The sequence below is a fragment of the Pannonibacter sp. genome (assembly GCF_051860505.1).
In the GTDB taxonomy this organism is placed as follows: Bacteria; Pseudomonadota; Alphaproteobacteria; order Rhizobiales; family Stappiaceae; genus Pannonibacter.
In genome coordinates this window covers 177,527-190,074 of the sequence record NZ_JBHYDX010000005.1, presented here as the reverse complement: position 1 = coordinate 190,074, position 12,548 = coordinate 177,527, and the positions used below count along the sequence as shown (strand labels likewise).

General features: G+C 62.7%; 10 protein-coding genes. All 10 read right to left on the bottom strand.

Annotated elements, in window-relative coordinates; all coding sequences use genetic code 11:
* Positions 1 to 119: 119 nt before the first annotated feature.
* Positions 120 to 740: a 2,3-bisphosphoglycerate-dependent phosphoglycerate mutase gene (locus ACTIFE_RS05640; protein ID WP_439528180.1), complete on the bottom strand. Its 621-nt coding sequence runs from the start codon at positions 738 to 740 to the stop codon at positions 120 to 122.
* A gap of 32 nt (positions 741 to 772) precedes the next feature.
* Positions 773 to 1,585, bottom strand: a complete 813-nt coding sequence (dapB, locus tag ACTIFE_RS05635) for a 4-hydroxy-tetrahydrodipicolinate reductase (RefSeq protein ID WP_439528179.1) — start codon at positions 1,583 to 1,585, stop codon at positions 773 to 775.
* Between the two features lie 355 nt (positions 1,586 to 1,940).
* Positions 1,941 to 4,067, bottom strand: coding sequence for a polyribonucleotide nucleotidyltransferase (gene pnp, locus ACTIFE_RS05630; protein ID WP_439528178.1), 2,127 nt, complete (start codon positions 4,065 to 4,067; stop codon positions 1,941 to 1,943).
* Positions 4,068 to 4,337: 270 nt separating this feature from the next.
* Positions 4,338 to 4,607, bottom strand: coding sequence for a 30S ribosomal protein S15 (gene rpsO, locus ACTIFE_RS05625; RefSeq protein ID WP_439528177.1), 270 nt, complete (start codon positions 4,605 to 4,607; stop codon positions 4,338 to 4,340).
* A 262-nt stretch (positions 4,608 to 4,869) separates the two neighbouring features.
* Positions 4,870 to 5,805 (bottom strand): tRNA pseudouridine(55) synthase TruB, encoded by a 936-nt coding sequence (truB, locus tag ACTIFE_RS05620; RefSeq protein WP_439528176.1) that lies wholly within the window; start codon positions 5,803 to 5,805, stop codon positions 4,870 to 4,872.
* A 202-nt stretch (positions 5,806 to 6,007) separates the two neighbouring features.
* The gene (gene rbfA, locus ACTIFE_RS05615) at positions 6,008 to 6,436 is read right to left on the bottom strand and encodes a 30S ribosome-binding factor RbfA (protein ID WP_439528175.1); all 429 of its coding nucleotides are present in this window, start codon (positions 6,434 to 6,436) and stop codon (positions 6,008 to 6,010) included.
* A 118-nt stretch (positions 6,437 to 6,554) separates the two neighbouring features.
* Positions 6,555 to 9,320, bottom strand: a complete 2,766-nt coding sequence (gene infB / locus ACTIFE_RS05610) for a translation initiation factor IF-2 (protein ID WP_439528174.1) — start codon at positions 9,318 to 9,320, stop codon at positions 6,555 to 6,557.
* A gap of 8 nt (positions 9,321 to 9,328) precedes the next feature.
* Positions 9,329 to 9,976, bottom strand: coding sequence for an RNA-binding protein (locus ACTIFE_RS05605; RefSeq protein ID WP_439528173.1), 648 nt, complete (start codon positions 9,974 to 9,976; stop codon positions 9,329 to 9,331).
* 56 nt (positions 9,977 to 10,032) lie between these two features.
* Entirely contained in the window at positions 10,033 to 11,664 is a 1,632-nt protein-coding gene (gene nusA / locus ACTIFE_RS05600; protein ID WP_439528172.1) for a transcription termination factor NusA, read from the bottom strand.
* A gap of 70 nt (positions 11,665 to 11,734) precedes the next feature.
* A complete protein-coding gene (gene rimP / locus ACTIFE_RS05595) occupies positions 11,735 to 12,397 on the bottom strand; it encodes a ribosome maturation factor RimP (protein ID WP_439528171.1) in 663 nt (220 codons plus the stop codon).
* Positions 12,398 to 12,548 lie beyond the last annotated feature (151 nt).

The following is a 12,548-nucleotide window of genomic DNA, read 5'->3' as shown; positions in this document are numbered from 1 at the left end:
GCTCTCCGGTCCCGGCTCGGCGCTTCGCTTGGCCGGGATGACTTCGGTGAGCTCGAGGTTTGTCATCAAGCTCAGGCGCCCCACCGGGCGCCCTTTTCAAGTATGTCTGCGAAGCCAGCTCAGTCGGCCAGATCTTCCACGCTGACGACGTTGCCGTCCTCATCAAGGCGATAGACAAGCGGTGCGCCAGTGGCCAGTTCACGAGCGACAATCTCGTCTGGCGTCAGCTTTTCAAGATCCATGATCAGCGAGCGTAGCGAGTTGCCGTGGGCAGCGACAATGATGCGCTTGCCTTCCAGCACCCGCGGCAGGATCTCGGCGCGGTAATAGGGCAGCACGCGCTCGGCTGTCATCTTCAGGCTTTCACCGCCCGGAGGAGGAATGTCGAAGGACCGGCGCCAAATATGCACCTGCTCGTCGCCAAACTTCGCGCGGGCTTCATCCTTGTCCATGCCGGTGATGTCACCGTAGTCGCGTTCATTCAGCGCCTGGTCCCGCACTGTCTCCAGGTCCTCCTGGCCGAGTTCGGCAAGCATCAGCGCCAACGTGTGCTGGGCACGGGTCAGGACCGAGGTATAGGCCATGTCGAACTGCAGCTTCATCTCGCGCAGCTTGACGCCGGCAGCCTTGGCCTCGCTGACGCCGAGCTCGGTCAAGTCGGGATCCTTCCAGCCGGTGAACAGGTTCTTCCGGTTCCAATCGCTCTGGCCATGACGGACGAGCACCAAGAGACGTTCCATATGCCGTTCTCCTCGCAAGGCTTTGGCAGGTTTCAGTCGGTAAGGCCGAGCACGTCGGCCATGGAGTAAAGTCCGGGCTTCTTGTCGCGCGCCCAGAGGGCTGCCTTGACGGCGCCGCGAGCAAAGATCTGGCGGTCCTCCGCCTTGTGGGTCAGCTCCACCCGCTCGCCCTCGCCGGCCAGGATCACCGTGTGATCGCCAATGACCGAGCCACCGCGCAAGGTTGCAAAGCCGATGTCACCGACGGGACGAGGCCCTGTATGGCCATCGCGCACGCGAACGGAATGGTCGGCAAGGCTCAGTCCCCGGCCCTCAGCGGCAGCCTCGCCCAGAAGCAAGGCCGTGCCCGAGGGCGCATCCACCTTGTGCCGATGGTGCATTTCGACAATCTCGAGATCGAAGTCGGGACCAAGGGCCGCTGCTGCCTTCTTGACCATGGCAGCCAGCAGGTTCACGCCGAGGCTCATGTTCCCGGACTTGACCAGGCGCGCATGGCGTCCGGCGGCCTTGAGGGCCGGCAACTCGCTGTCCACCCATCCTGTGGTACCGATAACATGCACGATGCGCGCCTGCGCTGCCAGCTCGGCAAACATCAGGGTCGCCTTGGGCGCCGTGAAGTCAAGGACCCCTTCGGATGCGGCAAAGGCGGTGAGCGGATCGTCGGTGACCGGAATGCCGAGGTGACCGACGCCTGCAAGTTCGCCCGCGTCCTTGCCTAGAACGGGTGAGCCCTCGCGCTCGATCGCAGCGCTCAAGGTAACTCCGTCCATCGCCGAAATCGCGCGAACAAGGGCTTGGCCCATCCGGCCAGCCGCACCGACGACGACAAGACGCATCTCAGTCATGGGGATCCCCACCGTTGAATCATCGCGGGATATATCAGGCAGCACGGCAGGGCGAAAGGCCAACTCGGCCCTGATCGTCAGCATGGCCATAAAGAAAAGGCCGGAGCAGTTGCCCCGGCCTCAAACTGCTGACAAACCTTCTATCGTCATCCCGGACGCAGCGAAGCGGAGATCCGGGACCGGAGAGCCAAGGTCTCTCCGGTGTTGATAGATTCAAATATTGACGTCCCGGCTCTCCGGTCCCGGCTCGGCGCTGCGCTTGGCCGGGATGACGACGCTGAAGTCGAGATTTGTCATCAAGCTCGGCCGGGGCATATGCCCCGGCCTGATCTGTTCAATCGCAGTCAGGAGAGGATCAGTCCTCTTCCTTCTCGCGCTCGAGTTCCTTGCCGGTCTCCTGATCGACGACCTTCATCGACAGGCGCACCTTGCCGCGCTCGTCGAAGCCCATCAGCTTGACCCAGACCTTCTCGCCTTCCTTTACGACGTCGGTCACCTTGGCCACCTTCTTCGGAGCGAGCTGCGAGATGTGGACGAGGCCGTCCTTGGCGCCGAAGAAGTTCACGAAGGCGCCGAATTCGACGCACTTAACAACCGTGCCTTCGTAGATCATGCCGATTTCCGGCTCAGCGGCAATGGAGTTGATCCAGTTGATCGCAGCCTTGATCGCCTTGCCGTCGGAGGAGGCAACCTTGACGGTGCCATCATCCTCGATGTTGATCTTGGCGCCGGTCTTTTCCACGATCTCGCGGATGACCTTGCCGCCCGAACCGATGACTTCACGGATCTTGTCGACCGGGATTTTCAGCACTTCGATACGCGGAGCATGTTCGCCGAGTTCCGAGCGGGCCTCGGTGATCGCATTGGCCATTTCGCTGAGGATATGGATGCGGCCATCGCGGGCCTGAGCCAGCGCGACCTGCATGATCTCCTCGGTGATGCCATCGATCTTGATGTCCATCTGCAGCGCGGTGATACCGTCAGCGGTGCCGGCAACCTTGAAGTCCATGTCGCCGAGGTGATCTTCATCACCCAGGATGTCGGACAGGACGGCGAATTTGTCGCCTTCCTTGATCAATCCCATGGCGATGCCGGCCACCGGCGACTTCAGCGGAACGCCTGCATCCATGAGGGCGAGCGAGGTGCCGCAGACGGTTGCCATCGAGGACGAGCCGTTGGACTCGGTGATCTCGGAGACGACGCGCAGGGTGTAGGGGAACTCGTGCTTGGCCGGCAGCATCGGGTTGATGGCGCGCCAGGCGAGCTTGCCATGACCGATTTCACGACGGCCGGGCGACCCCATGCGACCGGTCTCACCGACCGAGTAGGGCGGGAAGTTGTAGTGCAGCATGAAGTGCGACTTGTAGGTGCCTTCGAGCGCATCCACGAACTGCTCGTCTTCACCGGTGCCAAGGGTGGCAACGACCAGACCCTGGGTTTCACCGCGGGTGAACAGGGCCGAACCATGGGCGCGCGGCAGGATGCCGACTTCCGACACGATCTGGCGGACGGTCGACAGGTCGCGGCCATCGATACGGGTGCCGGTCTCGATGATGGCACCGCGAACGATCTCGGCCTCCACCTTCTTGAACAACTCGCCGACAACGGTGCCAGCCGGAACGTTGTCACCGCCGTTGGTGATCACGGCGTCAATGACCTTGGCCTTGGCAGCATCAACGGCCTTCTTGCGCTCGGTCTTGGCGATGATCTTGTAGGCAGCCGTCAGGTCGTCGGCGGCGATTTCCTTGATGCGGGCAAAAAGCGCACTGTGGTCCGGCAGCGACAGCTGGCGCGGTTCCTTGGCTGCGGTCTCGGCCAGCTTGATGATCGCGTCGATCACCGGCTGGAAGCCACGGTGGCCGAACATCACGGCGCCAAGCATCACGTCTTCGCCCAGTTCCTGAGCCTCGGACTCGACCATCAGAACCGCGTCGGCGGTGCCGGCGACGATAAGGTCCAGCTTGGATTCGGCCATGTCATCAACCAGCGGGTTGAGGACATATTCGCCGTTGATGTAGCCAACGCGAACGCCGCCGACCGGGCCCATGAACGGTACGCCAGACAGGGTCAATGCAGCAGACGAGGCGACCAGCGCCAGAATGTCCGGTGCGTTTTCCATGTCATGCGACAGAACGGTCACGATCACCTGGGTGTCGTTCTTGTAGCCATCGGCAAACAGCGGGCGGATCGGACGGTCGATCAGGCGCGAGGTCAGCGTCTCGTGTTCGCTCGGACGACCTTCGCGCTTGAAGAAGCCACCCGGGATCTTGCCGGCCGCGAAGGCCTTTTCCTGATAGTTGACGGTGAGCGGGAAGAAATCCTGGCCCGGCTTCGGCTCCTTGGCCGAAACGACGGTGGCCAGAACCTTGGTCTCGCCATAGGACGCCATGACGGCACCGTCGGCCTGACGTGCGACCTTGCCGGTCTCCAGGACGAGCGGGCGACCTGCCCACTCGACTTCCACGCGATGTACGTTGAACATGTAAGTTCCTTGCAAGCTTCGTCCCCGCGCGGCGCCTGGTCCGCCGATCCGTGAGCGGATCGGGTCCCGGCACCCGCGCGCGGGTTGTTTCGGTCGGTCCCCTATGGACCGGTTACCGGTGACGCGCCATGGGCAAGACGGCGGGATGCTGCGGATCCCGAAGATCGGGCGGCGCGTCAGCGCCCTGCGATCCTGCCCCATGACTGTCATGAGACTTTGTATAAGCAAACGCGGCGGGCAAATCCACCCACCGCGTTGCAATCGGGTCCGTTAGCGACGGATGCCCAGGCGACCGATGAGGGTCTTGTAGCGCTCCTGGTCCTTGCGGATCAGATAGTCGAGCAGGGTACGGCGCAGGGCGACCATCTTCAGCAGACCGCGGCGGGAGTGATTGTCCTTGCCATGGCCCTTGAAGTGTTCGGTCAGGTTGGTGATGCGCTCGGTCAGGATTGCGACCTGCACTTCCGGGGAACCGGTATCGCCTTCCTGTACGGCGTATTCCTTGATCAGCGCTGCTTTGCGCTCAGCAGTAATCGACATCGCGATGTCCTTTCAAGTTCTGGGTCCAGCAAGGCCGGACCCGTGTCGGATGGCAAGCATCCTGTCTCCTGCTTTTGAGCAGGAACAACAGGGAGTTCACTTGCCAGGGTCAAGTCCTGTCGCCGTTCAGCCAGGGCCGGGATGTCGTCCAGCAAAGGTCAGGCGCAGGTATCGGGGCCAAAGAGGGCCCGATGGCGCGGGAATATGGCGGAGACCAGCCGGAATTACCAGACAATTCTTGCGCTGGCCGGTGCCACCTTCCCTAAAGGTGAAGAATGCGCGAGGGCTGGAAGCGGCCCTTGTCGATGCTGCCGAGGGCAACCGGAGTTCCGGCGTGGCTGGCGAAGGCGAGGTCACAAGCCAGCGGTGCCGACTTCCCGCGCAGCAGAACGGCCATGCCCTGGCGGATGCGGCCAGCTTCCTCAATGCTGACGGGCACTTCAAGAACATCTGCCAGCGCTTCGCGCACCGGCAACAGATAGTCCATCAGCGGCTCCACATCGTCGCCTGCAGCCTCAGCTGCGTCTTCCAGTTCCGCAAGTGTCACCATGTCGGCCTCGCCGAAGGGACCAACCAGCAACCGGCGCAGTTCCGTCACATGGCCACAGGTCCCGAGCCGGTGGCCAAGGTCCCGCGCCAGGGCCCGGACATAGGTGCCCTTTCCACATTCAGCCTCGAAGACGCTGCGATCGCTGCCGCGCATCTCGACAAGCGTCAGGCGATGTACGTCGATTGGTCGGGCTTCGAGTTCAACTTCAGCGCCTTCCCGGGCGAGATCATAGGCGCGGGCGCCGTCGACCTTGATCGCGGAGAATTTCGGCGGAACCTGCAGGATCGTGCCGGTGAATTCGCCGAGAACCGCTGCGATGGCATCAGGATCCGGTCGCACGTCAGAGGTGGCAATCACGGCGCCTTCCGTATCGTCCGTGTCGGTTTCGGAGCCCCAGGTAACCTCGAAACGGTAGACCTTGCGCCCGTTCATGATCATCGGGACCGTCTTGGTTGCTTCGCCAAAGGCAAGCGGCAGGCATCCAGACGCACGCGGATCGAGGGTGCCGGCATGGCCCACCTTTTCCGGATGCAGGAGACGCTTGATGCGGGTCAGGGCATCATTCGAGGTCAGGCCGTAGGGCTTATCCAGCACCAGCCACCCATCAATAGGGTTACGTGGCCGGCGGACCTTCTGGGGACGCGACATGGAAAATCCTTTAGACCCACCCCAGCGTCATCCCGGCCAAGCGCAGCGCGAGCCGGGACCGGTAAGCTAAGGTCATAATTAATCAACATTTACAACGACATAGCCCCGAAACTCCGGTCCCGGGTCTGCGCTTGCGCTTGCCCGGGATGACGCGAGGAGGGACCTTCCAGCGTCAGCATCCGCAGATGCTGACGCTGAACAATCAGTCGTCCTGATCGTCTGCCGTGTCCTCAGCGCCGGCCTCGATGTCGCGTTTGACTTCCGGCTGCATCAGGAGAGACCCGATGCGGTCATCGTCATCAAATCGCGTATCGAGGATGAAACGCAGGTCCGGCATGTATTTCATCGTCAGCTTGCGGGAGACCTGACCACGGAAGTACTTGGCACTGCGGTTGAGCGCCTTGACTACCTTGTCGGTGTTCTGTCCGCCGAGCGGCATCACCAGGCATGTTGCCAGCCGCAGGTCCGGGGTCATGCGAACCTCCGGAATGGTCAGGATCACGCCATCCAGGTCCGGATCGGACAGATGGCCGCGGCTGAAAATTTCCGACATTTCCTTGCGAACCAGTTCGCCTACGCGCAACTGCCGCTGCGAGGGCATGCCGGCGCCCTCTCCCATGCTCTTGGCCATGTTGTCTATCCAGGTCAGGCAGCGGCGCCGGGATCGGCCGGGGCGGCTGCGAAATGAAGATGCCGGCGCGGGTCTGCCCCTGCGCCGGCGTCTTGTTCGATTTGGTAATCCAGGCGGCTCAGAGCGAGCGGGCGATCTGCTCCACACGGAAACATTCGATCACGTCGCCAACGCGCATGTCCTGGTAGTTCTCGAAGTTCATGCCGCATTCCTGGCCGGACTCGACGGACTTGACTTCGTCCTTGAAGCGCTTGAGCGTTCCAAGCTTGCCCTGATGGACAACGACGTTTTCGCGCAACAGGCGAACTTCGGCGCCACGTTCGACCACACCCTCGGTAACCAGACAGCCCGCAACCTTGCCGACCTTGGTGATGTCGAAGATTTCGCGGATGGACGCGTAACCGATGAAGGTCTCGCGCCGTTCCGGGGTCAGCATGCCCGACATCGCCGCCTTCACATCATCCACGAGGTCGTAAATGATGTTGTAGTAGCGGATGTCGATGCCTTCGCGCTCGGCCAGTTCACGTGCCTGCTTGTTGGCACGAACGTTGAAACCAACGATCGAGGCGTTGGAGGCGGCCGCGAGCGTGATGTCGGACTCGGTGATGCCACCGACGCCGGCATGCAGGATACGCGCGCCAACTTCCTCGTTGCCGATCTTGTCGAGCGCATGAGCGATGGCTTCCGCCGAACCCTGCACGTCGGCCTTGACGACCAGCGGGAACTCCTTGCGACCACCGGTCTGCAAGCGGCTCATCATCTGTTCGATCGAACCGCGCGAGCCCGACTTCAGCACCGACAGCCTGTCGCGCTTCTGGCGCAGACGGTAGTCGGCGATCTCGCGGGCGCGGGCCTCGTTCTCGACGACAGCCACCTGGTCACCGGCTTCCGGCGTGCCCTGGAAGCCGAGGACTTCCACCGGCTTGGAAGGACCTGCCTCCTTCACCTGGTTGCCGTCCTCATCCAGAAGGGCGCGGACCTTACCCCATTCGCCACCGGCGACGAGAATGTCACCCACGCGCAAGGTACCCTTCTGCACCAGAACCGTTGCCACCGGGCCACGGCCCTTGTCGAGCTGCGCCTCGATGACGAGACCTTCAGCGGTGCGATCCGGGTTGGCGCGCAGTTCAAGGACTTCAGCTTGCAGCAGCACCATCTCGAGCAGGCGGTCCAGATTATGACCGGTCTTGGCCGAGACTTCGACGTCGATCGTGTCACCGCCCATGGCTTCCACGACGATTTCGTCATGCAGCAGTTCGGTGCGCACGCGCTGCGGATCAGCGGCCGGCTTGTCGATCTTGTTGATCGCCACGATGATCGGGACGCCGGCAGCCTTGGCATGGGCCACGGCTTCCTTCGTCTGCGGCTTGACGCCGTCATCGGCAGCAACCACCAGGATGACGATGTCCGTCGCCTTGGCGCCGCGAGCACGCATCTGGGTGAAGGCGGCGTGGCCCGGGGTGTCGATGAAGGTGATCTTCTGACCGTTCTTCTCGACCTGGTAAGCGCCGATGTGCTGGGTGATGCCACCGGCTTCGCCCGAGACAACCTTCGAGTTGCGGATCGCGTCCAGAAGCGACGTCTTGCCGTGGTCGACGTGACCCATGATGGTCACGACTGGCGGACGCGGCAGCAGGCTGCCTTCGATGTCGCTGGTGGTGAACAGGCCGTCTTCGACATCAGACTCAGAGACGCGCTTAACGGTGTGCCCCATCTCCGACGCGATCAGTTCAGCCGTATCGGCGTCAATCACATCGTTGATCTTGAGCATCTGGCCCTGCTTCATCAGCAGCTTGATGACATCAACGGACCGCTCCGCCATGCGGTTTGCCAGTTCCTGAATGGTAATGGCTTCCGGCAGGATGACTTCGCGGATGATCTTCTCGCGCACGGCCTGCATGCCGCCACGCTTTTCCTTTTCGCGGCGACGGCGCAGGGAGGCGAGCGAACGCGAGCGCTGCTCATCCGAGCCACCTGTTGCGGCAGAAATGGTCAGCTTGGACCGACGACGGTCGTCTGTGCCACGCTTGGCAACCGGAGCAACCGGCGCCTTCGGACGCTTGACGGTGCGCAGGGCATTCTTGTTGCCCTCATCCTCGTCACTGGCAGCAGCGGGAGCTGCCGGAGTTGCGCCCGGACGCGGACGGTCCGCCTGCGGCTGACCATCGGTGCGACGTGCCTGCGGCTGGCCGCCACGCTGGTCATTGCCCGCCGGGCGTGCGGCACCGGCAGGAGCCGCAGCACGCGGCGCCTCAACCGGCTTGGGAGCAACAACGGGGGCAACCGGCTCGGGGTTGGCAAGACGATACGCGGCCTCTTCAGCCTCACGGATCTTGCGTGCCTCTTCCTCGGCCTTGGCCCGGATTTCTTCCTCAGCCTTGCGCTGTGCGTCTTCAATGGCGCGGCGGGCCGCTTCCTCTTCAGCGCGCTTGCGCTCCTCGACTTCGCGAACCTGCGCCATCTTCAGCGCAGCCATGCGGGCCGCAGCTTCTTCCTGGGTCAGGGAGCGGAGGACGGCACCGCCGCCGGGACGCTGCTGCTGCCGCTGCGGCTGGCCCGACGGGCTGCCCTGCTGACGGCGCTGCTGCTGCTGGCCTTGGGGCTGCTGCTGCTGCCTCGGCTGCTGCGGCGCGGCCGGAGCCGGCTCGCGCGGACGCTCGACCGGGGCAGGAGCGGGAGCTGCGGCGGCAGCTTCTGCCTCCGGACGTCCTTCCTGGCCAGGAACCACCACGCGCCGCTTCTTCTTCTCCACGACGACAGCCTTAGACCGGCCATGGGAGAAGCTCTGCCGAACAGTGCCCTGTTCGACGCCTCCCCGCTTGATGCCAAGGGTCTTCCGCTCGACGCTAATCGTCTTGTCGCCTGGATTCTTCGTATCGTTCATATTTGCCTTCAGTCCTGCCCTGCTGCGCTGTTCGCGCCGTCGCTGTCTTTCGCAACGGAATCCGCCCGGAAAGCCTCCAGATCGCGTAGTCGCGCAAGGAAGCCTCCACTCGCCCGGCCTGCGAGCAGCGCAGCATGTATCACATTAGATCGACCCAATGCCAAATCCAATTGAGTCGAATCGAACAAACGGACGACCGGACCGCCGTTTGTGTCTTCAAATCGGCTCGCGAATAGACCCGCGAGCTTGCGTACACCGTCTTCGGATGCGTCCGAAGCGTGAATGAGGCCGACAACCGGATCCCGCTTCAGCGCCGCATCGACCTTGGCAAAGCCGGTGACGAGTTCACCGGCTTTGCGTGCCAGGGACAGGGCCGAGAGAGCGCTGCGCACCAGCATGGCGTCCACCCGTGCCGACAAACCCGGCTCGACCTTGGCCTCGGCCTTGAAGGCCTTCGGGAACACCCGGCGCTTCTCGGCCAGATCCAGCGCTTCCCGATTGGCCGTGATCCATACGCCACGGCCTGGCAGGTTGCGTCGGAAATCGGGCATCACATTGCCGTCCGGGTCCATCACAAACCGCATCAGTTCCGACACAGGCCTTACCTCACGGGTAAGCGCGCATTGCCGTTCAAGCGGCTCGTTCTTCCTTGGCACTCCGGTCCGGCCTCCTGCTGCCCTGCCCGATGTTGGTCGTCGATGATGTCAGCCGATCACTCGGCGACTTCTTCAACTTCCTCTTCTTCCACGTCCAGCTCTTCCGTCTCCGCCAGAGCCGCAGTCGCAGCCGCGAATTCTTCTTCGCTGATCCATCCTGCGGCGACGCGAGCCGCCATCACCATCGTCTCTGCTTCAGCCCGAGACACTTCGAAACCCGAGAGCGTTCCGGGGAACCGCTTGGTTTCGCCGTCCTTGCGTTCGCTCCAGCCGACGAGATCATCAGTCGCGCAACCGGCCAGATCCTCGATCGTCTTGATGTCGTCCTTGCCGAGAGCCACCAACATCGCCGTCGTCAGACCGTCGATCTGGCGCAGTTCGTCGGCAACGCCAAGGGCGCGGCGCTCCTCGTCCAGCTTGGCTTCCTGCTCGGCGAGGAAGTCGCGGGCACGCTCCTGGATCTCTTCTGCGGTTTCGCTATCGAAGCCTTCGATGGCCGCAATTTCGTCCAGCTCGACATAGGCGACTTCCTCGACCGAGGAGAAGCCTTCAGTCGCGAGCAACTGGCCGACCATTTCGTCGACGTTCAGCGAGTCCATGAACAGGGTCGAGCGCTCCTGGAATTCCTTCTGGCGGCGTTCGCTTTCTTCCTGTTCGGTCATGATGTCGATGGCCCAGCCAGTCAGCTGTGACGCCAGACGCACGTTCTGACCACGACGACCGATGGCGAGCGACAGCTGCTCGTCCGGCACCACCACTTCAATGCGCTCGGCATCTTCGTCGAGCACCACCTTGGCAACTTCCGCCGGCTGCAATGCGTTGACGATGAAGGTCGCCGCATCCGGGTTCCACGGAATGATGTCGATCTTTTCGCCCTGCAGCTCGCCAACCACGGCCTGCACGCGCGAACCGCGCATACCCACGCAGGCGCCGACGGGATCAATGGAGCTGTCCTTGGAAATCACGGCGATCTTGGCGCGCGAACCCGGGTCACGGGCCACGGACTTTATCTCGATGACGTTGTCGTAGATTTCCGGGACTTCCTGGGCAAACAGCTTTGCCATGAATTGCGGATGGGTGCGCGACAGGAAAATCTGCGGGCCGCGCTGTTCCCGGCGCACGTCATAGACATAGGCGCGAATGCGGTCGCCGGTGCGGAACAGTTCGCGCGGGATCAGCTCGTCGCGGCGCACGATGCCTTCACCGCGGCCGAGGTCAACGATGACGTTGCCATATTCGGCACGCTTGACAACACCATTGACGATCTCGCCGATGCGGTCCTTGAACTCGTCATACTGACGATCGCGCTCGGCCTCGCGCACCTTCTGCACGATGACCTGCTTGGCCGACTGAGCAGCGATGCGGCCGAAGTCGAGCGGCGGCAACGGCTCGGCGATATAGTCGCCGATCATCGCTTCCGGATTGCGCTGCTTGGCATCGACAAGGGCGATCTCGGTAGAGATGTTTTCGACGTTGTCGACGACCTGCAACAGGCGCTGCAGCCGGATCTCGCCCGTCTTCGGGTTGATCTCGGCGCGCACCTCGGTCTCGGTGCCATAACGGGAACGGGCCGCCTTCTGGATGGCGTCTTCCATCGCAGCGATCACGATGCCGCGGTCAATCGTCTTCTCGCGAGCCACCGCATCGGCGATCTGCAGCAGTTCCAGCCGGTTCGCGCTGATTGCCATTCTCGTCTACTCCTCTTGCGCGCCGATTTCGCTGCGCATCCCATTCAGTCCCGTCAGCGGATGTGGCCGGTCAGTTGGCCCTGCCGCGCTCTTCTTCATCCAACTCGTCGTCTTCGTCCGAGGCGTCATACTCGAATTCAATGTCATCGTCTTCATCCGGAAGGTCGGATGTGTCGATGCCACGGGCAGACAGGGCTGCCTTTTCAGCCCGAAGAGCTGCGCGGACGAGGTCATCCGTGAGGATCAGCCGAGCCTCTTCCATGTCGGTCAGCTGCAAAAGCACCGGATTGACAGCACCTTCCGGGGCATCCAGCAGCCGCAGCACGGCCTTGCCGTCCTCGACACCAGTCAGAATGCCACGGAACCGCTTGCGGCCATCGAGAGGAACGGCCATTTCAACCTTGGCTTCATGCCCGGCCCAGCGGATAAAATCGCTCTCTCGCACCAGCGGACGATCAATGCCCGGGGACGAGATTTCCAGATGATAGGCCCGGTTGATCGGGTCGTCCACATCGAGCGCCGGCGAGACCGCCCGGCTGATCGCCTCGCAGTCATGAACGCTCATGGTGCCATCCGGCCGCTCTGCCATGATCTGCAGCGTGCAGCCATTGGCCGCGCTGATCTTGACGCGCACCAGACGATAACCGAGATCAGCGATCACCGGCTCGACAATGGCCGCGACGCGGGCATCCAGACCCTCTTCGGTCACGATGCGGGCTTCATGCAGGCTCACGCCAGTCTCCTGTCGCTTCGGCACCGCGTCTTGCGCGTGCCAGTCCGGTTGAACCAACGGTCTGGATAAACAAAAAAGAGCGGGTCCTTCTCGGGGCCCACTCTCAAACTGCTCCGATTGAGCCGCTGGAGACGATGAATAGGCGTCTTAT